Source organism: Scardovia inopinata JCM 12537 (genome assembly GCF_001042695.1).
Taxonomy (GTDB): Bacteria; Actinomycetota; Actinomycetes; order Actinomycetales; family Bifidobacteriaceae; genus Scardovia; species Scardovia inopinata.
In genome coordinates, this window is record NZ_AP012334.1 from 748,182 (window position 1) to 770,001 (window position 21,820).

24 protein-coding genes and 1 pseudogene are annotated in these 21,820 nt (G+C 48.9%); 13 read left to right on the forward strand and 12 right to left on the reverse strand.

The window, feature by feature from the left end:
* Positions 1-84: 84 nt before the first annotated feature.
* The 7 genes from SCIP_RS03000 (at position 85) to SCIP_RS03030 (ending at position 7,919) form a co-directional block, all read left to right on the forward strand.
* The gene (locus tag SCIP_RS03000; protein WP_006293043.1) at positions 85-858 is read left to right on the forward strand and encodes a histidine phosphatase family protein; all 774 of its coding nucleotides are present in this window, start codon (positions 85-87) and stop codon (positions 856-858) included.
* 90 nt (positions 859-948) lie between these two features.
* Positions 949-1,395: a DUF948 domain-containing protein gene (locus SCIP_RS03005; protein WP_006293044.1), complete on the forward strand. Its 447-nt coding sequence runs from the start codon at positions 949-951 to the stop codon at positions 1,393-1,395.
* Positions 1,396-1,406: 11 nt separating this feature from the next.
* Positions 1,407-1,655 carry a hypothetical protein gene (locus tag SCIP_RS03010; RefSeq protein WP_040590569.1) on the forward strand — a complete coding sequence of 83 codons (249 nt, stop codon included), beginning with the start codon at positions 1,407-1,409 and terminating at the stop codon, positions 1,653-1,655.
* Positions 1,656-1,903: 248 nt separating this feature from the next.
* On the forward strand, positions 1,904-4,606 hold the full coding sequence (alaS, locus tag SCIP_RS03015; RefSeq protein ID WP_006293046.1) for an alanine--tRNA ligase: 2,703 nt from the start codon (positions 1,904-1,906) through the stop codon (positions 4,604-4,606).
* Complete coding sequence (ruvX, locus tag SCIP_RS03020; protein WP_006293047.1) at positions 4,599-5,099, forward strand: Holliday junction resolvase RuvX; 501 nt, start codon at positions 4,599-4,601, stop codon at positions 5,097-5,099. The genes alaS and ruvX overlap by 8 nt, the downstream gene beginning before the upstream one ends.
* A complete protein-coding gene (gene mltG, locus SCIP_RS03025) occupies positions 5,096-6,319 on the forward strand; it encodes an endolytic transglycosylase MltG (protein ID WP_040590570.1) in 1,224 nt (407 codons plus the stop codon). The genes ruvX and mltG overlap by 4 nt, the downstream gene beginning before the upstream one ends.
* Positions 6,320-6,638: 319 nt before the next feature.
* Positions 6,639-7,919 (forward strand): hypothetical protein, encoded by a 1,281-nt coding sequence (locus tag SCIP_RS03030; protein WP_006293049.1) that lies wholly within the window; start codon positions 6,639-6,641, stop codon positions 7,917-7,919.
* Positions 7,920-7,994: 75 nt separating this feature from the next.
* On the opposite strand, the gene SCIP_RS07510 is transcribed toward SCIP_RS03030, so the two are convergent.
* Positions 7,995-8,510 (reverse strand): prepilin peptidase, encoded by a 516-nt coding sequence (locus SCIP_RS07510; RefSeq protein ID WP_006293050.1) that lies wholly within the window; start codon positions 8,508-8,510, stop codon positions 7,995-7,997.
* Between the two features lie 106 nt (positions 8,511-8,616).
* Between SCIP_RS07510 and aroC the strand changes: the two genes are divergently transcribed.
* The 4 genes from aroC (at position 8,617) to SCIP_RS03060 (ending at position 13,899) form a co-directional block, all read left to right on the forward strand.
* Positions 8,617-9,849, forward strand: coding sequence for a chorismate synthase (gene aroC, locus SCIP_RS03045; RefSeq protein ID WP_006293051.1), 1,233 nt, complete (start codon positions 8,617-8,619; stop codon positions 9,847-9,849).
* Positions 9,842-11,581 (forward strand): bifunctional shikimate kinase/3-dehydroquinate synthase, encoded by a 1,740-nt coding sequence (locus SCIP_RS03050; RefSeq protein WP_006293052.1) that lies wholly within the window; start codon positions 9,842-9,844, stop codon positions 11,579-11,581. The genes aroC and SCIP_RS03050 overlap by 8 nt, the downstream gene beginning before the upstream one ends.
* Before the next feature lie 78 nt (positions 11,582-11,659).
* The gene (locus tag SCIP_RS03055; protein ID WP_040591075.1) at positions 11,660-12,091 is read left to right on the forward strand and encodes a type II 3-dehydroquinate dehydratase; all 432 of its coding nucleotides are present in this window, start codon (positions 11,660-11,662) and stop codon (positions 12,089-12,091) included.
* 125 nt (positions 12,092-12,216) lie between these two features.
* Positions 12,217-13,899, forward strand: coding sequence for a CTP synthase (locus tag SCIP_RS03060; RefSeq protein ID WP_006293054.1), 1,683 nt, complete (start codon positions 12,217-12,219; stop codon positions 13,897-13,899).
* Between the two features lie 189 nt (positions 13,900-14,088).
* Here the strand turns inward: SCIP_RS03060 and SCIP_RS03065 are convergent, their stop codons facing one another.
* Together SCIP_RS03065 and SCIP_RS07735 are read right to left on the reverse strand one after the other, a co-directional pair.
* Complete coding sequence (locus SCIP_RS03065) at positions 14,089-14,295, reverse strand: transposon-encoded TnpW family protein (RefSeq protein ID WP_006293055.1); 207 nt, start codon at positions 14,293-14,295, stop codon at positions 14,089-14,091.
* A gap of 118 nt (positions 14,296-14,413) precedes the next feature.
* Positions 14,414-14,776, reverse strand: coding sequence for a cysteine-rich VLP domain-containing protein (locus SCIP_RS07735; protein WP_115672902.1), 363 nt, complete (start codon positions 14,774-14,776; stop codon positions 14,414-14,416).
* A 152-nt stretch (positions 14,777-14,928) separates the two neighbouring features.
* Here SCIP_RS07735 and SCIP_RS03070 point away from each other — a divergent pair, with 152 nt between their 5' ends.
* Together SCIP_RS03070 and SCIP_RS03075 are read left to right on the forward strand one after the other, a co-directional pair.
* On the forward strand, positions 14,929-15,207 hold the full coding sequence (locus SCIP_RS03070) for a type II toxin-antitoxin system RelB/DinJ family antitoxin (protein ID WP_040590572.1): 279 nt from the start codon (positions 14,929-14,931) through the stop codon (positions 15,205-15,207).
* On the forward strand, positions 15,204-15,494 hold the full coding sequence (locus SCIP_RS03075; RefSeq protein ID WP_006293058.1) for a type II toxin-antitoxin system YafQ family toxin: 291 nt from the start codon (positions 15,204-15,206) through the stop codon (positions 15,492-15,494). Before SCIP_RS03070 ends, SCIP_RS03075 begins: the two co-directional genes overlap by 4 nt.
* 36 nt (positions 15,495-15,530) lie before the next feature.
* On the opposite strand, the pseudogene mobQ reads toward SCIP_RS03075, so the two are convergent.
* From mobQ to SCIP_RS03115, 9 genes and pseudogenes are all read right to left on the reverse strand, one after another.
* Positions 15,531-16,957, reverse strand: a pseudogene (gene mobQ, locus SCIP_RS03080) (MobQ family relaxase).
* 197 nt (positions 16,958-17,154) lie between these two features.
* Complete coding sequence (locus tag SCIP_RS03085; protein ID WP_006293060.1) at positions 17,155-17,415, reverse strand: DUF3847 domain-containing protein; 261 nt, start codon at positions 17,413-17,415, stop codon at positions 17,155-17,157.
* The gene (locus SCIP_RS03090; protein WP_006293061.1) at positions 17,403-17,834 is read right to left on the reverse strand and encodes an RNA polymerase sigma factor; all 432 of its coding nucleotides are present in this window, start codon (positions 17,832-17,834) and stop codon (positions 17,403-17,405) included. The genes SCIP_RS03085 and SCIP_RS03090 overlap by 13 nt, the downstream gene beginning before the upstream one ends.
* A 101-nt stretch (positions 17,835-17,935) precedes the next feature.
* The gene (locus tag SCIP_RS07740) at positions 17,936-18,352 is read right to left on the reverse strand and encodes an RNA polymerase sigma factor (protein WP_006293062.1); all 417 of its coding nucleotides are present in this window, start codon (positions 18,350-18,352) and stop codon (positions 17,936-17,938) included.
* 388 nt (positions 18,353-18,740) lie between these two features.
* Positions 18,741-19,271, reverse strand: a complete 531-nt coding sequence (locus SCIP_RS03100) for a hypothetical protein (protein ID WP_196792692.1) — start codon at positions 19,269-19,271, stop codon at positions 18,741-18,743.
* A gap of 33 nt (positions 19,272-19,304) precedes the next feature.
* The gene (locus tag SCIP_RS08175) at positions 19,305-19,505 is read right to left on the reverse strand and encodes a hypothetical protein (RefSeq protein WP_196792693.1); all 201 of its coding nucleotides are present in this window, start codon (positions 19,503-19,505) and stop codon (positions 19,305-19,307) included.
* Positions 19,502-20,353, reverse strand: a complete 852-nt coding sequence (locus tag SCIP_RS03105) for an ABC transporter ATP-binding protein (RefSeq protein ID WP_258190545.1) — start codon at positions 20,351-20,353, stop codon at positions 19,502-19,504. The genes SCIP_RS08175 and SCIP_RS03105 overlap by 4 nt, the downstream gene beginning before the upstream one ends.
* Before the next feature lie 62 nt (positions 20,354-20,415).
* Positions 20,416-20,616, reverse strand: coding sequence for a PLDc N-terminal domain-containing protein (locus tag SCIP_RS03110; protein ID WP_006293063.1), 201 nt, complete (start codon positions 20,614-20,616; stop codon positions 20,416-20,418).
* Positions 20,613-21,734 (reverse strand): helix-turn-helix domain-containing protein, encoded by a 1,122-nt coding sequence (locus SCIP_RS03115; protein ID WP_006293064.1) that lies wholly within the window; start codon positions 21,732-21,734, stop codon positions 20,613-20,615. The genes SCIP_RS03110 and SCIP_RS03115 overlap by 4 nt, the downstream gene beginning before the upstream one ends.
* Positions 21,735-21,820: the final 86 nt, after the last annotated feature.

Genomic DNA, 21,820 nt, shown 5'->3' on the forward strand with positions numbered 1-21,820 from the left:
GTCCAATGTATCTGCGCAATTCAAGGATGAAGTCCGGTGTTCCCATGTCTGCCTCCTGTATCTTGAGTGTGGAATACTAGGAATATGCTTCTTCATCTGTATATCATTCGTCACGGTCAGACATACTTCAATCGCTACAACCGCCTGCAGGGCTGGTCCAATTCACCTCTGACTGAAGAGGGAAGGGCCGATGCCCTGCGTGCAGGCAGGGCTTTGAGCCATATTGAATTTGCGGCTGCCTTTTGCTCAGATACCAGCAGGGCCCAGCAGACGGCCAGAATCATTCTTGATGCCAATGAAGCCTGGAGGAAGCGAGAGTCGGGACAGGGGCAGGAGCCGGAGGAAAGCTGCGAGCTTGCCCAGACCGATGCTGCTGAATTGACTGCTGACCGATCTTTCAGGGAGCAGTTTTATGGGTATTTCGAGGGTCAGGATATGGGTCTGGCCTGGTGGGCAGCTGGTGCACCTCATGGAACCCCCACCTATAAAGAAATCGTTGCTACATACGGCCTGGCTGCCAGCCGAGACTTCCTGAAAGAGGCCGACCCTTTCCATGATGCTGAATCAGATAAGGAATACTGGCAGCGGATTGATTCCGGCTTCCATCTTATTGCCAGCCAGGCTGAGGAAAAAAATTTCCACGACGGAAACAATATTCTTCTAATTTCTCATGGCAATACTCTGCTAAGCCTGATGAATCGTTTTGCTCCCCACGGGTATGATCTATCTGTTCGTCCGGCTAATGGGAGCCTCACCCGCTTTGATTTTGAGACAGATAAGCCCCTGGATCAGGCAATAACGGTGATCGAATACAACACCAGCATGGATCCCAACACGGCGGACCGTAGACCATGCTAGGCTAAAATACTATAGATAGAAACTACAAGACGATATCTGAGATGGGCGGGTCTCGTGGCTGAGACGCTTATCCACAGAAAAGAGGTCATGATGGATGTTGGACAAATCGCCGGATTGATTGCTGCTATTGCTTTTGCAATTTTGGCCGGTTTTATGATCTATCCCCTGATTCGTCTGGGAAAACTTTTTGATCAGCTGGCAACAACGGTCAAAGATGCTGGGGATCATACTATCCCTGCCCTGGATGAAGGAGTATCGACTGTTAAGAAGGTCAATCAGAGTCTGGATGATGCCAATACTATGACCGGAGCTTTAAGCACTACAACCAACAATGTCACTGCTTTAACCGACCTATATGGCTCCATTCTGGGCAAGCCCATCATCAAGGTTGCTGCTGCTGTCTACGCGGCTAAACAGACGATGATGGACTTTCTTGACAGCAAGCGGGGCAAGAAGAAGCCAGGGCGGGAAGAAAGTGCAAATTCCCCAGCTGGTGTGCATGCTGGCACTGACAAGAATTATTCTCAGAAAGCATAGGGGAGGTCACTGTGTTGAAAAGACTATTCTGGTTTGGCCTGGGTTTTGCAGCCGGTGTCGTTGCTGCTGCCAAGGCAAACGCATACGTTCGCGATCACACTCCCAAGCATGCCAGGGAGTTTATCATGGGTGAAGACCAGGACAGGGTTGCAATGAGAACCCTTCAGGGACTCTTTCAGGAGTTTAATGCCTACAGGACTGAAAGAGAAGATCAGCTAAATTCTGATTTCGTGAAAAAGTTTGCCGGAAGCAAGGGATAGGCGTTACGGGAGGTAGGTGTTAGGTATATTTAGGAGGCTTGTGCAGCCACGGGCAATACGGACCTGTCGTGAGTAGCCCCATGAGCATCAAGTGAGTAGCCTCATGGGTAAGTTGGTGTGGCGGGAACTTCCCGCCACTTTTTTCTGAGCTGACTAATCTGTTCTTCTCATCATCGGTATAGGTTACAATATGAGTCTGTAAAACGGCAGAGGCTTGATAACTGACGGGAATTCTTAAAGGAGAATGCATGCGTACATCTGAGATCGCAAAGCAATTTGTGACTTATTTTGAAAAGCACGACCATTTGGTGCTGCCTTCAGCATCGCTGATTTCGCCGAATCCAACCACTTTGTTCACTATTGCCGGCATGGTTCCCTTTATTCCCTATCTTTTGGGCGAACAGACTCCACCTTCCCGTCGGGTGACCAGCAATCAGAAATGTGTTCGTACACTGGATATTGATGAAGTCGGTAAAACAACCCGTCACGGTACCTTCTTCCAGATGCTGGGGAACTTCTCCTTTGGAGATTATTTTAAGGCTGAAGCAATCCATTATGCCTGGGAACTGCTGACTTTGCCTCAAGATCAGGGCGGATACGGGTTCAACAAAGACAAGCTTTGGGTCACAACTTATACTGACGATGAAGAGGCACGATCCCTGTGGAAAAATGAAGGTATGGATCCAGAACACATGCAGGTTCTGGGCATGGAAGACAATTTCTGGACCACAGGCGGACCTGGGCCAGGAGGTCCTTGCAGCGAAATTTATGTTGACCGCGGTCCTGAATATGGATCTGACGGCGGTCCCATAGCTGATGAAAACCGGTATATTGAAATATGGGACCTGGTTTTTGAAAATTTTGAAGTTGACAATGTAAAGTCCAAAACGGATATGCATATTGTGGGTGAGCTTGCCAACAAGAACATCGATACCGGCATGGGGTTGGAGCGGGTGGCCTACCTTTTGCAGGGCAAAGAAAACATCTATGAAACAGATGAAGTTTTCCCTGTTATTGAAGAGGCCGAACGTTTGTCTGGCTTGACCTACGGGGAGGATCCCCACAATGATGTGCGCTTTAGGGTAGTGGCTGATCATGTGCGATCTGCCCTCATGATTATGGGAGATGGGGTTCGGCCCAGCAATGAAGGCCGGGGCTATGTGCTTCGTCGTCTGATCCGCCGCAGTATTCGGGCTATGAAGATGCTGGGGGTCGATCATGAAGTCTTTCCTCATCTGCTGCCTGTTTCTAAGGCCCAGATGAGACTGAGCTATCCTGAACTGGACGACAGCTTTGATGAAGTCTGCGAGACTGCCTACGGGGAGGAAGCAGCATTCCGCCGTACCCTGGACCAGGGATCCTCAATTCTGGACCTGGCTATTTCCAAGGCAAAGGACGGTGCTCTCAAAGCCGGATCAGACTCTCCTCGTGTTTCCGGGAAGGACGCTTTTGCCCTGCATGATACCTATGGATTCCCCATTGAGCTGACCACAGAAATTGCCAGGGAAAAAGGGGTTGAGGTAGATCAGAATGCTTTCCGTGATTTGATGGCCCAGCAGAAGCGGCGGGCACGGGCTGATGCTCTCAGGAAGAGACATAATGTGGATCTGAGTGTGTATGACGATGTCAGGAAGGCTTTGAAGGAACCGATTGAATTCACCGGCTATAAGGAATATTCCAGCCGGGGGAAGGTCTTGGCTATTATCGATGAAGAGCTGGGCTCTGTAGAGTCTGTTACCGGTCCTGCAACAGTAGAACTGGTTTTGGACAGGACTCCTTTCTATGCAGAGCAAGGCGGGCAAATGGCCGATTATGGTCAGATTTCCAGCGATAAGGGAGCCAGCCTTGATGTGGATGACGTTCAGAAGCCGGTCAAGGACCTCTATGTTCATCACTGCCTGCTGACTGAAGGGACAATCAGCCTGGGAGATGAGGTCTCCTCTGCTATAGATGTTCAGCGCCGAATTGGCATGACGCATGCTCATACAGCTACTCATGTTTTGCATAAGGTTGTCAGAGAAGTCCTGGGTCAGAAAGCGACTCAGTCGGGCTCCGTTGTGGATCCTGACCGTCTGCGCTTTGACTTCCACTGGTCCAAAGCCCTGACCAGCTCTCAGCTGCATCAGATTGAATCGAGAGTTAACGCCCGTATCAGGGACGATTTGGAAGTCACATGGAAGAATATGCCCATTAATCAGGCATTAAGCCTGGGAGCTATGCACTTATTTGGGGACAAATATGGTGATGTTGTTCGTGTGGTCACCATTGGCTCCGATGGCTGGAGCCGGGAACTGTGCGGAGGCACCCATGCAGCCAGGACCGGAACCATTGGCTCTTTTACTCTCTTGTCTGAGTCATCGGTTGGCACAGGTGTTCGCAGGATCGAAGCTCTAGTGGGGGATAAGTCATACGAGTTCAACCACAGTCAGCATAGTCTGATCAACAAGCTGGCCTCGGATCTTAATTCCCGCCCTGATGAGCTGGAAGAACGTCTGACTGCTCTGGAAGACAGGCTGAAGGAATCAGATCGGAAGTTGGCTCAGATTTATGAAAAACAGATTGAGGATATGATTCCTCAACTGGTTTCTCAGACCCAGGCATCTGCTGATCCGGTGTGGGTCGCCAGCAAGAATGTTGGAGTTTTTGGATCGGTGGAAGCCCTGCGCAAAGCAGCGACCGATACCCGCTCTCGCCTGGGAGACGATAAGCCGGCAGTGGTGGCTCTTGTCGGGGTCAGTTCAGATTCAGGCAAGCCTATTATATGCGTTGCAACCAATGCTCCTGCCCGCAAGAATGGGATCAAAGCGGGTGACTTGGCTAGGGCGGCTTCCAAAATTCTTGGAGGGGGCGGCGGCGGCAAGCCTGATTTTGCCCAGGGTGGCGGCCAAGATGCCTCCCAGGCGGAAGCGGCCTTGGATGAAATTAAACGGCAGGTAGAAGTACGTGACTAAGAAGTCTGTATGGTTAGGATTGGATTTGGGCAATGCCCGCATTGGGCTTGCCCTATCTGACCCTGAGTTGACTTTTGCTCATCCTGAGGGGGTCATTCAGGCAGGAGGAGATTATTTCTACGCTATAGATCAGATTGTTGATGTGATCGAAGACCGGGAAGTTTCCCACATAGTTCTAGGTTACCCCTTAAACCTGGATGGGGCGGAAGGGAAATCAGCAAAAAAAGTCCGCCGTTTTGCCCAGGCACTTTCCCGCAGGCTGGAGGAAGCTGGTATAGACAGTCAGATAGAACTCACAGACGAGCGTATGACAACTGTCAGCGCCCATGATCTGCTGCTCCAGGCCGGCATGAGCTCGCGTCAGCACCGGGCTGTGGTTGATACTCAATCAGCTGTGGTCATACTGCAAAGTGCTCTGGACAGTCATAAAAATAAGGTGGCAGCACAGGAGATGATATCCGATAATCTCCCCGACAATCAGGAGGATGCATGACAGACGAACCCGATAACAGCAATGATCTGATGGATTTTTTCAGTCAGGATCAGGAGGGCTCTTCATCGGATCAATCACAGCTTGATCCTCCTCTTCCTCCTACCCTCCGGGTAAAGGCCAGGCGGGAGGCTGCTCAGCGCAGGAAGAAAAAGAGAATTCAAGGATTTTTTCAGGCACTGATTGCCCTCATCCTCATTGTTGGCCTGATTTTTACCGCTACTATAGTGGTTCGGGGAATTAAACAAGCCAAAAAACAACAGGATACTAGTCTGGCTGTTAAAGATTGCTCTGATTATTCCGGTCCTGGTACTGATACTGTTGAGTTTACTGTCTCCCGAGGGGAAGGATCAGGGAAAATTGCTGAAGATCTGGTCAAAGCCGGAGTAGTTAAATCTTCCTGTGCTTTCAACAATGCTGTTTCCGGAGCCGAAGCCAGTCAGTCCTTGCAGCCAGGAACTTTCAGCCTGAAAAAAAAGATGAAAGCTTCTGATGTAGTGGCAATACTGGTAGATCCCTCCAAGGCCAAAGCTATTCTGAATATCGTCCAGGGAGATACTGTCAAGAAGGTGATAGCCAAAGCTGCCGCAGCTTCTGATCATCTGACCCTTGCCGATTACCAAAAGGTTATTGATAATAAAGGCAAAGGCATTCTTCCAGCTGAAGCAGGAGGCAGCTTTGAAGGCTGGCTGCAGGAGGGCACCTATGAGGTCAAGGATGCCACCAGTGCCCAGGCGGTACTGAAAAAAATCGTTAATGCCCGCATTGATCATTTAAATTCCTTAAATGTTCCCCAGGGAAGTAAACGGGAGACAATTTTGATCAAGGCATCGATTGCCCAGGCTGAGGTTAATAGGTCTGATTATTACGGCAAAGTTGTTCGAGTGATTGAAAATCGGCTTGCAAAAGACATGACTCTGGGCATGGACACGATTAATGCTTACGGGTTTGGACTGGATGATGCCAGTCAGCTGACCAAATCACAGTTGGCAGATTCCAGCAATGCCTATAATTCCCGTGTTCATAAGGGTCTGCCTCCCACTCCCATCAGCAATCCAGGGGATGATGCTATAAAGGCAGCCATTAATCCGCCGGCAGGGAACTGGCTGTACTTTGTGACTGTCAATCTTGACACAGGAGAAACCAAGTTTACCGATAATTCCAAGACTTTCAACACTTATGTGAAGGAATATCAGCAGTGGTCTGCTGCCCACGGTGAGTAAAAATGTGTAAAATTATGCATGATTATCAAGTACCTGCTGCAGTGAAAATGTGACTTGGCAAGACGGAATCAGTTTTTCATAAGATAGACACGTCTTCTTCCGATTTGCTTCCCTTTGTCTTTGTGGATATACTAGGTGTAGTCCTTAAGATCGTATGCGATGGTGCATATGAGGGACGGAAAGGATGGCGATAGTGCCATGATTAGCATAAGGAAGCATGTGAACATGCCTGCATGGAGGCACCGGCGTCTATCCTACAGATATTCGTGATTCAAAGCTAGTATCTACATATAAGAGATTCTAAGCGGAGAACCTTGGCATGGATACAAAAATAGTCCATCGGAAGCTAGTGCAGATAATAGCAGTATTATCTGCACTAGCTTTTCTGTTTAGTTGTTGTAGTGCTTGTGGCCTTGATAGGTTTGATAAGAAGAGTTTTGAGAAGATTAATCTTAAAGAGTATCAGTATGCACTTTTCATTTCCCCTCAGTGGACAGATGATGACGGGGGTAAGATTGGTTACTTGCTGCTGATTAAACCAAATGGACAGTATCTAGTCCAGCGGCAGGGAAGTATGGATAATGGGAGTATTTCCTGGACTAAAAATAGTCTATTTTATACAGATTCGAAACGGGACTATTGGCTGTCAGATTCCAGGGCTCCGCACCGTGTTCCTTCTGAAAAGTTTTATCTTCAGGATGGGTTGGTTACTCTGGCTGATGGAGTGACACGGGTAGGCGTTTATAATGGTGGCTATAGTAACTCACAGCATACGGATTATGATGAACAGATTGTGATATCCGATACTCATTGGCAGTCGCATCGTTTTAGGTCTCATTTTCAGTATTCGCTGGTTGCAGCATGTGGGAATGATGTATATGGACTGACAACTGATGATTCGTTGACATCGAAAGTTTTTGATAAGAGTGTGGATCGTATTGTGCAGAACAAACGATTCTCTTTTAAAAAGGTAATGAAGTATACGGATCCTCTTGGTGAGTCTGGTCCGGTAACAGGTAAGGGGTCTTGTGCGAATAATCGCATCGTTTTTCTTGGTTCGCATTCGAGGGAAAGTGGGGAGAAAATTCGGCACACAGAAGTTACTAAAAAACTTCTTGCCCACCAGCAGAAAGACGAGTATGGCAAGAAAGAGATTGAGTCAATTGAAGTGATTAATGTACAGACAGGGGAGTGGAAGAGTCTTCCTCTCATCAATAAGGATCACACAACTTTTCTTTCTAATCGTTTTGGATTTGATTATTCTGTTCAAACTTATAATTCGCTGAACAAAGGGTATCTCTATTGGATACATGGGGATGGAAGGATATTGAAGACTGATATGAAGAGTGGTGTTACAACTGTTGTGAGTACAATTTTGCATAATACGAAACATAAGATCGAGGATATAGCCTTTCACCCTACGGTAATCAAGAATAGAATGGTTGTTCTTGTGGAGGATTGGACTAAGCCTGATCGTGATATCACTATTTATACCATTGATTTGAAAACAGGTACAAAAGTTTCGCAGGTAAGCATTAAAGGTTTGGAGAAAAAGATTGCAGACAATATGATACTGCGCGGTTTTGCTGTCAGACCTTAAAACTTCTCCTTTCTACACCACAAAAAGCCAACACAGGACAATCTGTTACAAGCTTTCTGGCTGTTAACGCCATAATCAGACTGGCAGAAAGAGAATAATCAAAGCTGCTGCTGAGATAAAGGGAACATAAGGAAGAGTAAGATTTTTGTTTTTCAGTACTCGTTCTCTTGCCAGCCGCTTGTGGTTATTGTGCTTCCTATAAACGCTGCGGATTGTAGACACCAGCAGGAGACCTCCCAAGCCCACCAATCCCAGCAAACCCAGGATTAACCACCAAAAAACGATGGATGTCCATCCAAACCACCCAGGAATCAGCGTCATCAGAGCTGTGGCTGTAACATCTCCCACACCCAGAGATCCAGGACGAACCAAGGCCAAAATCCATTGAACAGAGGCAGAAACCAGGGAAATTGCCACTGCTTCCATCACCCGCACCGATGGGCCAGACAGGAGAAGAAAAGCTCCTACCTGGGTGACATAGGCAAGGGCAACCAGCAGGCGGGGGACCCGGCGGCTGGCTATATCGATGCAGGAGAGGATAAGTCCTGCAATCAGCGTGGGAAGAAATATCCAATCGAATAGATAGGGCACTCCGTAATATATACCCTAGAATCCTTAAAGACACAGCGGCACAAGGCAGCTGTAAAAAATGGTGCGACAGTAGAAACATTGCAGCAGCAGGAAAGGGGCAGTTTTCATGCTGAGATGGCAGACAGCCGGGGAATCCCATGGCCAGGCTCTGGTAGCCATGATAGAGGGACTCCCGGCAGGAGTAACGATTTCAGAAGACATGATTACCCAAGCCCTGGCCCGGCGACGGCTGGGTTATGGCAGGGGAACCCGCATGCTTTTTGAACAGGATAAGCTTAGGATTCTCTCCGGTTTGCGGTGGGGGAAGACATTAGGCAGCCCTCTGGCGCTGGAAATTGCTAACAGCGAGTGGCCCAAGTGGGAGAAGGTAATGAGTCCTCTGGAGCTTGCCGCAGAAGACAGGCCAGATGCTCAGGGACGGAATGCTCCTCTGACCCGACCCCGGCCGGGACACGCTGATTTAACCGGAATGCGCAAATACGGGTTTAATGATGCCCGGCCGGTGCTCGAGAGATCTAGCGCCAGAGAAACCGCCGGGAGGGTTGCTCTGGGAGCTGTTGCAGCAGCTTTTTTGGAGCAGGCGGCAGGAATTCAGACGGTCTGCCATGTTGTTTCTCTTGGCGGTATTTATGCTAACCAGAAAAATAATCCCCGCCTAATTCCCCGCCCGGAAGATTGCGGACGGCTGGATCAGTCCCGCACCAGAACACTGGATTCTGAGGCTGAAGAAAAAATGGTTCAGGCTATTGATCAGGCAAAAAAGTCAGGAGATACCCTGGGTGGAATCGTGGAAGTCCTTGCCTACGGGGTGCCTGCGGGCCTGGGCACTTATGCCGAGGCGGACAGACGGCTGGATGGGGCTTTAGCCGGAGCCCTCATGAGCATTCAGGCGGTTAAAGGGGTAGAAATTGGCGATGGCTTTGCTGAAGCTGACCGTCCCGGCAGTCAGGCTCACGATGAGATTGTCTACGACTCCCAAGGGAAGATCAGTCGGCTCAGTAATCGGGCCGGAGGTTTAGAAGGCGGTATGTCTAATGGAGAGGTCATTCGAGTGAGAGCAGCCATGAAACCCATTCCTTCCCTTCCACGGGCCTTGCGGACAGTGGATGTTGCAACGGGACAGGCAGCCACCGCCATTAATCAGCGATCAGACACCACCGCAGTCCCAGCAGCTTCCCTCGTTGCCGAAAGCATGGTCAGACTGGTCCTGGCACAGTTTGTTCTGGAGAAATTCGGAGGGGACAGTCTGGCTGAAGTCAGAAGAAACATAGACGGATACCTCAGATCCTGGCCTCAATTTATGCAGGGATCTTATCATCAGGAGGAGTCTCATGCCTGAGCAAGAGCAGGAAGCTAGCAAGAAGTCGGATCATGATCTACCGGTTTACCGAGTCGTCCTCATTGGAATGCCCGGGGCAGGAAAAAGCAGAATTGGCTGGGAAATTTCCAAGATGCTGGGGGCAACTTTTATCGATACCGATGAAGAAATCGTTGCTCGGGAAGGACGGTCTATCAGTGACATATTTGCTCAGGATGGGCAAGAGGCATTCAGGATTATTGAGCAAACCCTTATAGATCAGCTTCTTGATCAGTCTCTGAAATCAAATAAGTCTCAAGTTCTGGCTTTAGGAGGAGGTGCTCTGACTCACCCTCAAACAGCTCAGGCTGTGGAGCATTTTGCAGCCCAGGGAGGCAGCGTGGTTTATTTGGATACGGATCCTGATGATGCCATAGAACATGCTGTTCGCCGCAAAGGGGCCCGTCCTCTCCTGGAAGATGATCCCAGGGGCACCTGGATGAAACTTTATCGGCAGCGGTCAGATCAGTATATCCGCCTATCTACGGTTCGGGTATCTACCCGGGGGAAAACTCCCCAGGGAACCGCGGCTACCGTTATGGATGCCCTCAGAGAAAAGAGAATCACGGTCAAGAACAGGGATGGGGATTATCAGGTGGTTGTTGGCAGCAACCTTTTTATGCATATTCCTCAAGTACTGAGTTCCTGGCATCCTGAACCCAATAAAATTGGTCTCATCCATACTGCTCCCACCCAGGCTCACAGTGATAAAGTCCGGGGAATTCTTAGGCAGCATGGTTATCAGGTAGTGGAAATGGTAATTCCTGATGCTGAAAAGGGAAAAACGATTCAGACCCTGTCGACTGTCTGGAAAAAGCTGGGTCTGGAGGGTTTTACTCGGTCTGATGCCCTGATTGGTCTGGGTGGAGGAGCGGCAACCGATGCTGCCGGCTTTGCTGCTGCAACCTGGATGCGGGGAATTTCGTACATTAATTGTCCGACCTCTCTTTTAGCCATGGTTGATGCCTCGGTTGGAGGCAAAACCGGCATTAATACTGCCCAAGGGAAAAATCTGGTAGGGTCTTTTTACACTCCTCGCTTGGTTTTGTCTGATGTGGAAACCCTCAAAACTTTGCCTGCCGATATTTTTACTGAAGGTCTGGGTGAGGTTGTTAAGTGCGGTTTTATAGCTGATCCAAGCCTGGTGGACATCCTGGAAAATAACGCTTCCTGGCTGAAAAACTGCATTCCAGCCACGTTGACTGAAGATCAGGTAGCTGTGGTAACTGATCTGATTGAGCGGTCGGTTAGGGTAAAAGCTGCTTATGTGGGCAAAGATTTTACTGAGCAGGGTCTCAGGGAATTCCTTAACTATGGGCATACCCTGGGTCATGTGATTGAGCTGATGGAAGGCTTTACAGTCCGCCATGGGCAGGCTGTTTCGGTTGGTATGGTTTTTGCTGCCGAGTTGGCCAGGATTGAAGGGCTGATAGATGATGATCTAGTGGATCGTCACCGCAGAGTTCTTGCTTCTTTAGGCTTGCAAACTTCCTGGCGGGTTCCTGACCCCGATAAGGTTATTGCCCTCATGCACAGGGATAAGAAGGCCCGGGGACCCCTTATGAGATTTGTTGTTCTTCATGGTTTAGGCCAGCCGGATCATCTGGATGGTCCTGATGAAAGGGATATAAGGGAAGCCCTGAGGGGAATCAGCACCAGCAGCCAGGATAGCACCAGCGTCACGATGACAGGTGTCGGGAAGACAGCGGCATGACAGGAGGAAAAGATGAGTAACAGCCAGGCAGAAAGCAGGGAAGTCAGGGAGAACCGTGACCAGTTGCTGCCGGTTATCATGGTGGTCAATGGCCCTAATTTAGGGCGGCTGGGAGTCAGAGAACCGGACATCTATGGTTCCCTGACAATGAAAGACCTAAAATCTCTCTGTCAGCGGTGGGGCAGGGATAATGGATTTCAGGTGGAGGTAGTCCAGAGCGATGATGAAACTGATCTGGTTCATTGGATGCATCAGGCTGTAGATAAGAATATACCCGTGGTCCTGAATCCAGCCGCCTTCACCCACTACAGCTATGCCTTATCTGATGCAGCCGTTCAGGTGACCAGGGCCGGCCTGCCCCTGGTGGAAGTTCATATTTCCAATCCTGCCGCTAGGGAATTCTTCCGGAAAAATTCTTTGATTTCGCCCGTTGCCACCGGTACTATCACTGGCCAAGGGCTCTATGGATATATCCTTGCCCTGGAAGCAATCCATCATATACTGTCATAGGCTGCCCTAAAGTCTGACAGAAAATCTGTCGTAATCTGGGTAGAGGGTCGGATAAAGAATTCAGCCTGATTGTTTTGTGAGCCAAGCCTGTCTCTGGTCAGGGAGGAATGATAGGGTTAAATTCCATGGTTAATGAACATGGTGATTCCCTTTCAAAACATGTAACAAAGCATATTTTTGTTACTGGTGGTGTTGTTTCCTCTCTGGGCAAAGGTCTGACAGCTTCCTCTCTAGGCCGTCTTCTGCGCAGCCGTGGTCTGCATGTTTTGCAGCAAAAGCTTGATCCCTACATCAATGTTGATCCTGGCACTATGAATCCTTTCCAGCATGGGGAAGTTTATGTAACCGAGGATGGTGCAGAGACCGACCTTGATATTGGTCACTATGAGCGTTTCCTTGATGTTTTTCTCAGCCAGCGGGCGAACGTGACTACCGGCCAGATTTATCAGAATGTTCTGCGGAAGGAACGGGCAGGAGAGTATCTGGGACAGTGCGTTCAGGTTATTCCTCATATCACAAATGAAATTAAGAGTCGGATGAGGGCCCAGGCAGAGGATGATGTGGATGTTATCATCACGGAAATTGGCGGAACCGTAGGAGATATTGAATCCCAGCCCTTCCTGGAGGCAGCCCGGGAGGTACGTCGAGAACTGGGACCTGATAACTGCATGTTCGTCCACGTGTCTTTGGTTCCTTATATTGCATCCGCACATGAGCTCAAAACTAAGCCCACCCAGCATTCAGTCATGATGCTCCGCCAGGTGGGTATTCGGCCCGATGCCCTGGTTCTGCGGTCGGACCGTCCTCTGGGAGACAATATTAAAGACAAGATTTCCCTTATGTGCGATGTGGAATCTGATGCCGTCGTCAACTGTGTGGATGTTCCCAGCATTTATGATATTCCTCACATGCTCTATGACGAGGGTCTTGATTCTTATGTAGTCCGCTGTCTGAAGCTCGACAAGGCTCATGATGTGGAATGGGGAGATTGGGCCCAACTGACAGAGCGGGTTCACCATCCTAAAGAAGAAGTTACCATTGCCATTGTGGGCAAATATATCGATTTGCCTGACGCCTATCTGTCGGTAACAGAAGCCATCAAGGCTGGCGGCTTTGGCAACTGGGCCAGGGCCAATGTCCGTTGGATTGCTGCCGATACCTGTGAAACCATGGAAGGGGCAGAACGTTATCTGAAGGATGTTGACGGGATTGTTATTCCTGGCGGCTTTGGTATTCGTGGTATTGAAGGCAAGATCGGAGCCCTGCGCTGGGCCAGAGAGCACAAGGTCCCGGCTCTGGGCCTCTGCCTGGGCCTGCAGTCCATGGTCATTGAGTACGCCCGCAATGTTATGGGTATTAAGGATGCTAATTCCTCCGAATTTGATCCCAATAGCCCCCACGCCCTCATTGCTACCATGGAAGAACAGCGCAAGTATGTGGAGGGATCAGGAGATATGGGTCACACCATGCGGTTGGGAGCTTACCCGGCTCGTCTTAAGCCTGATTCCCTGGTCGCCAGCCTTTATGGCACCACCGAGGTATCTGAACGCCACCGCCACCGGTACGAGGTCAATCTTGCTTACAAACAGCAGTTGGAAGATGCTGGTCTGGTTATTTCCGGCACCAGTCCGGACGGCGAGCTGACTGAGTTTGTAGAGCTTCCCCAGAATGTTCACCCCTTCTATGTAGGCACTCAGGCTCATCCTGAATTCAAATCCAGGCCAACTAAGCCTCATCCTCTTTTCAATGGCCTGGTCAAGGCTGCTCTGGATTTCAAAAAGAAGAGGGAAGCAGCTTACCAAGGGTAAGCTTGGTAAACTCGGTAAGCTCGGTAAGCCCGGTAAACTCGGCTGTTGGGAAGGCCCCCGGCTGACTGGGTAAATTTTACCGGACAGGCGCTTGAAGCAGCAGCCTCAGAAACGAGTTGTCAAGAGTTTTTTCATCAAATGGACAAAAAAATGCCGGAAATCTGTTTCCAAATTCCCGGCCCGTTAATGTTACTGCATCCGCTGTACCTCGTTGCGAAGCATCCGCTTGATTTTGTCGCTCATGGTTTCCCGGCTGGTGGTGCTGAAATAGATTTTAACCCGGTAGGTGGTCTTGCCGATTTTCTCCACCAGTGCGGGACGCTCGTCCTCCTGTGCGACAAGGGGAACAACACGGTCAGACGTGGCAGCGTTGTTAATGGTTCCTTTGTTATTCATAGATACTCCTTCCAAATCATCGAATGGGAGTTTACCGACTATTAGAGGCCGCTTTTCGGGTCTTGGAATACAACCACACAGGCCCCCTGTTGACACGTACCCGGAAAGCCTTGATTTATCAGGTTTTTTCCGTTTCTAAATGCGTAGAAATCGCGTATCGTTTTCGCTGCCTCGCGGCTTCCCTGCGGCGGCGCTCCCGTTTGGCGCAGTCCGGGCAGTATTTCGCCCGGTTGGAGCCGGGAAGAAACAACGCCCCGCATAAGACACAGCGTTTTCCGCTCTGTCGGTGAAATATGGCAGTTTTCAACTCCTTGTCCATCGGAAGGACGGCGGCGCGGAACCATCGGCACAGCAATGAGTAGGAAATGCTCTGAACGCAGACACATTCCTCACCATCGTCCAGCATGAGGCAGTTGCCGTTATCGTAGTTGCAGCACTCATGCACCAGCCGCCGCGCCCGGCGATACTGGTGGTAGCTCATGACAGGACTATGTTCATGCGGTTTGAGTGCTTTCAACGGTGGATCGCTTCTTTTCCTCGAAAATCGAAATATTATTGCTTATTCGTGCTGTGTATTGCATTTATCGTGCAAATAACATATACTATAGATACCAGTACGAAGGAGTTGATACTATGGCTGGGAATACAACGAATATCAGCATCCGCATAGATTCAGATTTGAAAACGCAGGCCGATGCCCTGTTCGGTGAGCTTGGCATGAATTTGACCACTGCTTTTAATATTTTTGTTCGCCAATCGCTCCGGGAGGGCGGCATTCCCTTTGACATCAAACTGGATCAGCCCAACAAGGAAACGATAGCCGCCATGCTGGAGGCGGAAAGGATTGCGAAAGACCCGTCCGTAAAGGGCTACAGCGACTTGGATGAGCTGTTCGCGGAACTTAAAAAATGAGGAAAACAAAGTACACGGTCAAGTTCACCACGCAATTTCGTAAGGATTACAAGTTGGCGATAAAGCGCGGCCTGAAAATCGAATCGCTGGAAGAGGTTGTTGCATTGCTGGCGACAGGTACGCCGCTGCCGGAGAAGAACAAAGACCATGCGCTTTCCGGTGATTGGGCCGGACATCGGGACTGCCACATTCTCCCGGACTGGCTGTTGATTTACCGCATCGAGGATGATGTGCTGGTGTTGACTTTGGCCCGAACCGGGACGCACAGCGACTTATTCGGAAAATAACGGAGTGCCGTATGGGGGAAACCTGTACGGCATTTTTTATCGTTCGGGTTCCTGCCCCCGATCTCTGGACTTCTCCGACCGTGCAAGTTCATCGGCGGTCTTGCGGATTTTCTCCACGGCCTGAATATCCGTGCGCATGGCTTTTATCTGCTGATACAGGGCGCTGTTTTGGGCGGTGAGGCGTTCCACTTCGGCCTGCCAATGCTTGGGCGTAATCTTCTCGCCGGACGCTTTCAGTTCGTTCAGATACCGCACGGCGGCGTCATACAAGGCAAGTTCCTCGCTGTGCGCGTCCTGAAACTTTTCCCGCGCTCGCGGTTTCAAAGCGGTAAGACACTGGCGAACCGGCTTGTTGTCGGAATACTGCTTCCACATGGAAAGCCGCTTGTTCAATCCGTCGATCTGGCGGGCGGCGGCGGCAATCTCGCCGCGCAGGCCGTAGTATTCCGTCTGCATAGCGGTCACTTTTACGTAAAGCTCCTGCATGGAGGAAATACTGTTTTCCTGTAAAAAGTTGAACAGGGCGGCGCTCTCTTTGAGGGCCTTAACCTTGCCGTATCGGGTGGTGGGCTGTGCTGCGGCCTGCGCCTGTTGAAGCTGCTCCCAAATGCTTGGTTTTTTCTCAGGCAGCGCGGCGGCTTGCTGCTTTGACCAGTTGTAGAGGCGGGTAATCCGGGCCTTGATTTCCTTCAAAAGCCGGTTCTGTGCGGTAATTTCCCGGTTGACAGTGCCTTTCTCGGTGACAAGGCCCCGGCGCTCCATCTGCGTGGCCGCGACGCCCATATGAACGGTGGGAATTTTCTGTACGCCCTGCCGGATATAGCTGCGGTGATCGACGCGCTGCAGCAAATTGCGAAATTCCAACATGGAGTTGGCGTAGCGCGCCCACTGCGCGCGCCATTCTTCGGCCTTGCCCGGATCGTTCCAGTCGGTGATGTTGACCCGATGACTCTTCCGGGGAGCCGGATGCGCTGGCCGCGCGCGTTGAGGTCGTATTCCTTGCGGCATTTCGCTCCCCACTCGCCGCGCTTATTAAGTGGGCGCAAAGTGAGCATGATATGCGCGTGGGGATTTCCGTCGCCCTTGTCGTGGATGGAAAAGTCCGCGCACATCCCTACGGAGACAAAAATGTCCTGCACGTATTTTCTGACGAGTCGGATTTGTGAATACTGGTCGATCTCCGCCGGAAGCGCGATTTCGATTTCGCGGGCAAGCTGGGCATTGCGGCTTTTCTCTGATTTTTCCACACTGTTCCAGAGGATGGAACGGTCGGAAAATTCCGGCGGGGCATGGGCTGGAAGAATGATTTCCGAATGGACTACACCGCCCTTTTTCATATAGTCATGCGTAATGCCGTCCCACTCGTTTGTGAGCTTTTGACCGCTGCGGTAAGCGACGGCGGCAACGGCGCTCCGGCCTTGGCTTCTCTTGATAATTTTGATGCTGCAATGGTAGATGGCCATAAGCAAAAATCCTTTCGACGGCAGGCATAAACAAAACCTCAAGCCGCGTCAGATTTTCCGCAGAAAATGTGGCGCGGTATGAGGTTACACAAGAGGTTTGGAGGGCGTAGCCCTCCATCGCGTCCGTAGGACGCAACAGCCTCGCAGAGCGCACGGCACCCGTCAGGGTGTATAAGTGCGCCCTTGTCCCAAGGGAGCTATCCCGTACCTTTGCGGGAACCCTGTTTTTCTTCAAGAAACGCCTTTACCTGTTTGCCCGTCATAGGGATGATTTCAGGAAAGACGCTTTCCAGAATAGCCCCGTGCTCGATAAGGCGATGTGTCCGCGCTTTACGCTCCGCATCGGCTTTCCGGTTCAATAGAATTTTCTGCCGGTTTTTAAGCTGGTGGATTTTCTCCCGCACAGCTTCCAGCTCCTGTTTGGATGTTGGCATATCGTTCTCAATCACTCCATCCATTTTTTCTTCTCAAAATAGCGTCTGAGATTTCTCACACCTTTTTTCACGGAATCGCAAACGCCGGTTTCGTTCACTCTCTCGGCGTGGGCAATCTCAATTTTCTTCATGCCGAGGATATAATGCGCATACACGCGCCGCGCCTGAATGGGCGGCAAATGGTCAAGAGCTTCGTACAGTTGTTCCATCGAAACCTTTTGCATAAGGATTTCTTCGGGTGACGGTTCTGTATGAAGAATGCTGTTTTCGATACCATCACCGCGATCCAGAGAATAATAGGCTTTGTGATACCATGCACGATGATTGTAATTGTCTTCCTGTCTTTTCGCTAACAAAAAGGCTGCGGCAACTTCATCCTTGACCTCAACAAAACAATCCTCATTTAGAAATGGGTAATATTTGCGCAGATTGATGATAGGCATACTGCTAACCTCCAGACAGCAAGAGAGGCAGACAGCTCGAAACTGCCTGTCCCTCTTGCGTGTATGATAGGGCAAAAGCCCTTCACCAGTTAGCCTGAAAATTATGTTTCGTAGATCAATAAACTCAAAGCTTTTCTACATTTTTTATGAACTGCCTTAATGGAATTCCAGACGGCGTATTTGGAACAGCCGCAAATGTTACCGATTTGGGTACAACTGAATCCATCCAGCGCGTAAAGAAAAAATCTTTGGCGTTGAATTTCCGTGCAGCTTTCCAGTAACGTCATAATTTCATGCAGGGTTTCCTTTCGGCAGAGCCATTCTTCCGGGGTTTCATAGTAGCTACGGCTGCACTCATGAGCGATGATGCGTTCATTAAATTCCCGTCCGTCCCAATGGCGGCGCTGCTCATGAAACAGGTTCTCGGTTTTGTGGTCGACCCGATCAAGATATTTTCCAACTTCGACGGACACTTCCACGTTTACGCTTTGTCCGTAAATTTTGATATGGACATCCATAATTTTTCCGCCCTTTCTGAATGTCTTGAAAATCCAGAAAAGGCGGCGGGAGGCGAACGGCAATGGGACAAAAAAATGCCCAATGGGAGAGCATCCCAAAGGGCAGCACGAAAGCTGTTATATTTTATATAATGCCGATTAAGGTCAGAATGGCCCCGATAAGCAATTCGGCTTTTTTTGAGGCATCAACGCCTATCGGGTAAAATCTGTTGTCCGCCGGTCACGCCCGGCCGCATGAAAGCGGCCGGATAGTCTTTATAACAATCTGAATAGACATAAAAAATCCTCCAAGCCCACGAGCTTGAAGGATTTTATAACAAGGAAAGTATCCCGCCAAACCCGTGTTTTTTTGTTTGGTGGGATTCATTAAGCAGTCATAGTTTAAAAGTTATAATTTTTTCTTTTGAAATGCAAAAGCGCTCAATATGAAGCAAATCGCGGTGGCGGAAATCGTTATCCGGATGGTGATCGTAAAATCAGCCAATAAAGTGGATTTTGCTAACATGGATGCATTCTGAGAGGCAAGGGAAATAGGGTTCCATTTTTGCAATTTTGGGAAAGCATCCAGTGCCAGCAAGACACCTAAACTCACCGCGTCAAGCAGTAATCCACCATAATTCCCAGTCGTTATTGTCCCAGCAAACAGCACAAGCGCTAACAAAAAATCTCCAAACAGCCAAAGACAGAATAAAGAGAAAGCAAGATGCGGAACCGCAAACGTGCCAAACAAATACTGCGTATATCCGCAGCAGATTAATGCGGATATAGCATATCCAGCCGTCCAATTCAAAACCGACACTAAATATTTTACAAGTATAACAGTGTTCCTCGAAAGGCCTTTGGCAAGTGGTATGATCAGTGTGCCGCGATTCATCTCTTGGGGAAGTGATGTGCCAAATATCAGGATCAAAACAATCATTCCGATTTGGCTTATGTTCTTAAAAAATTGTGCTCACGCATCGGAAGCGGTAATTTGAGGCAATTTGATCGTAATACCCGATGCGGATAAGCTTTTCAATAATTCCGGTGTCATTTTTGCCAACAGCGGACTGGTCATACCGAACAAAATCAAAATGGAGAACAAAATCAAGAGCTTGTATCCGCGCAGCTGTTCAAGAAATTCCTTTCTAAGATAAGCGGTAAAACCGTTCATTGAATCACCTCTAAAAATACATCTTCCAGCGTAGGCTCCAAAACCTCGTATTTCAGCACAGGAAGATGGCTTTGAGAAAGTAGTCCAAGCAATTCAGACCCATTTTTCTGAATATCCGTAACCTTTAAAATAATGGAATCTCCGCTTGCATCCAGTGATTTTACAAACGGAAGTGTTTTGCAAAGCCCTACCAATTCCTGCAATTTTTGTTGCTCTGTATGGATAAGAAGAGCATTTCTTTCAAAATGTCCTCTTACTTCTTCAAGCGGTCCTTGTAAAGCAATTTTCCCATCGTTTAAAATAGCAATATGGTCGCAGATGCGTTCCACATCAGATAAAATGTGAGTAGAAAATAAAATGGACGTTTCATTCCCCGCAGCGGATAAAATATCCAATATTTCCTTACGCCCCACAGGATCGAGGGCCGAAGTGGGCTCATCGCAAATGAGTAAAGCGGGATTTCCAAGCAGAGCTTGGGCAATGCCGAGCCGCTGCTTCATTCCTCTGGAAAATCCTCTGATTTTCCTGCTTTCATCTTCAAGACCTACCATTGACAACAATTCTTTCGCACGTCCTTGAATTTTTGTCCTTGAAAGTCCAGCAATCCTTCCGCAGAACAATAGATACTCAAGAGGCCGCATATAGCCGTAAAACTCCGGTACATCCGGCAAATAACCAATGTACTGATTGGTTTCCGTATTACCATACTTCACTCGTTTGCCGGATACGGTTATTTCCCCAGCATCCGGTCTGAGAAATCCAAGAATCAATTTCATAGTTGTCGTTTTTCCCGCGCCGTTTTTACCAATCAGCCCGAATATACTGTGTTTTGGTATGCCGAATTTCAGATCTTGAAGTACGGCTCAATCGCCGAATTTTTTCGATACCCCCTCAAGTTGAAGTATCTCCATCAGTCATCGCCCTTTCCAATGGTGAAGTACAGGATAGGCCCGATGATTTCAACAACAAGAACAATAATGACCCAGAAGATCCGGTTTCCGAAACGATAGTTCTTGTGCCGAAGCACATGAATTAACGCCGTGACCGCGAGGGCCAATTCTATGATCGCCACCGGAATTAAAAACGGTAGATACGTCATCATGTCTTTCATTTCGTGTTTTCCTCCCAATGATTCAAACGGTTCACGATTTGCTGAAACCGTTTGTCTTCATGCAGCGTTTGAAATGCAGGGTTTTGTGCAATGGTCGAGGCGATGTCTTTGCGAACGAGCGTCTCACTGCGCGGCATGTGTGTCCCAAGATTCAGAGAAGCAAAAAAAGGTTCCAATCGATCGAAAAAATCATTACCTTTTAATGTTAGAGGAAAGACATTTTTTCGGGTCGCTAGGTCGGTATACGCTTCCAGCAGATTCAACGCCTGATCGTTTTTGCCGATAGAATGATAGGCACTTGCGGCTATCAGATAAAATGAAAAGTAGGACGAGGGATGAAGCTGCTCAAGATCAAATACTTTTCCGAAATCCAGCGCTTTTTTCAGGCAGGCGTCCATTTTCACCGGATCATCCGCATACAAATCGATCATATCCGGGAAGGTCCCAAACAAAGCCAAAACATTTTGATATAACTGTTTTTGCAGTACATCTTTAGCCTTTTCGGTATCTCCTTTCATCGCGTATGCCTTAGCAAGAAGCTGCTCTATCGTAACAGGGCTTTCTTTAATTCCTTCCAGCAAATCAATTGCGTCAACGGGCCGCTGTAATACCAGAAAACAATATGCCCGCATGGAAAGTGCTGATTGGGCAAGCGACGCGTCATGACTTTCTTGTTCCACTCGTTCCAAAAGCGCTGAAGCTTCTTCATAAATTGAGGACGTTTTCGTGGGATCGCCTGCTTGCTGTGCATGATTAACAAGAAGCTCACTCATTGCAAACAGCAGATCCCAACAAGAATAATATTTTTTTATGATCTCTTTGCACCTTTGATACACTGGGTCGAATGGCTCCGTGGCAAATGCGTCGGCAAGTTCAATATATAGTTTTTTGATATCCTCGGCGGTCATTTGCGGCTGATACCCTAACAAGTCGTCTACGGTTTTATCAAAATAGGATGCGATGATCGGAAGTAGCAAAATGTCGGGGTAGCTTTGCCCAGATTCCCATTTTGAAACGGCGGGTTTGGATACGCCGAGATACTCTGCAAGTTCTTCCTGTGTAATTCCTTTTTCCCTTCTTAACTGAGAAATATTACGGCCTATTTGAATGCTTTGCATTAGAATCCCTCGCTTTCATACACATAGTATAGGCCACGAAAAATGCTGCGACAAGCGACTTGTAGTTAATAATCATAAAAATAATT

Bases quoted from the DNA above. Each gene is read 5' to 3' on its own strand.
- SCIP_RS07740 (WP_006293062.1), bottom strand. From the start codon at position 18,352: ATGGATGTCCATATCAAAATTTACGGACAAAGCGTAAACGTGGAAGTG.
- aroC (WP_006293051.1), top strand. From the start codon at position 8,617: ATGCTGAGATGGCAGACAGCCGGGGAATCCCATGGCCAGGCTCTGGTA.
- SCIP_RS03075 (WP_006293058.1), top strand. From the start codon at position 15,204: ATGAGGAAAACAAAGTACACGGTCAAGTTCACCACGCAATTTCGTAAG.
- SCIP_RS03085 (WP_006293060.1), bottom strand. From the start codon at position 17,415: ATGGATGGAGTGATTGAGAACGATATGCCAACATCCAAACAGGAGCTG.
- SCIP_RS03100 (WP_196792692.1), bottom strand. From the start codon at position 19,271: ATGATTGTTTTGATCCTGATATTTGGCACATCACTTCCCCAAGAGATG.
- SCIP_RS08175 (WP_196792693.1), bottom strand. From the start codon at position 19,505: ATGAACGGTTTTACCGCTTATCTTAGAAAGGAATTTCTTGAACAGCTG.
- mltG (WP_040590570.1), top strand. From the start codon at position 5,096: ATGACAGACGAACCCGATAACAGCAATGATCTGATGGATTTTTTCAGT.
- SCIP_RS03005 (WP_006293044.1), top strand. From the start codon at position 949: ATGGATGTTGGACAAATCGCCGGATTGATTGCTGCTATTGCTTTTGCA.
- SCIP_RS03030 (WP_006293049.1), top strand. From the start codon at position 6,639: ATGGATACAAAAATAGTCCATCGGAAGCTAGTGCAGATAATAGCAGTA.
- SCIP_RS03000 (WP_006293043.1), top strand. From the start codon at position 85: ATGCTTCTTCATCTGTATATCATTCGTCACGGTCAGACATACTTCAAT.
- SCIP_RS03070 (WP_040590572.1), top strand. From the start codon at position 14,929: ATGGCTGGGAATACAACGAATATCAGCATCCGCATAGATTCAGATTTG.
- SCIP_RS03110 (WP_006293063.1), bottom strand. From the start codon at position 20,616: ATGAAAGACATGATGACGTATCTACCGTTTTTAATTCCGGTGGCGATC.
- SCIP_RS03055 (WP_040591075.1), top strand. From the start codon at position 11,660: ATGGTGGTCAATGGCCCTAATTTAGGGCGGCTGGGAGTCAGAGAACCG.
- SCIP_RS03065 (WP_006293055.1), bottom strand. From the start codon at position 14,295: ATGAATAACAAAGGAACCATTAACAACGCTGCCACGTCTGACCGTGTT.
- SCIP_RS07735 (WP_115672902.1), bottom strand. From the start codon at position 14,776: ATGAGCTACCACCAGTATCGCCGGGCGCGGCGGCTGGTGCATGAGTGC.
- alaS (WP_006293046.1), top strand. From the start codon at position 1,904: ATGCGTACATCTGAGATCGCAAAGCAATTTGTGACTTATTTTGAAAAG.
- SCIP_RS03060 (WP_006293054.1), top strand. From the start codon at position 12,217: ATGGTTAATGAACATGGTGATTCCCTTTCAAAACATGTAACAAAGCAT.
- SCIP_RS03050 (WP_006293052.1), top strand. From the start codon at position 9,842: ATGCCTGAGCAAGAGCAGGAAGCTAGCAAGAAGTCGGATCATGATCTA.
- SCIP_RS03115 (WP_006293064.1), bottom strand. From the start codon at position 21,734: ATGCAAAGCATTCAAATAGGCCGTAATATTTCTCAGTTAAGAAGGGAA.
- SCIP_RS03090 (WP_006293061.1), bottom strand. From the start codon at position 17,834: ATGCCTATCATCAATCTGCGCAAATATTACCCATTTCTAAATGAGGAT.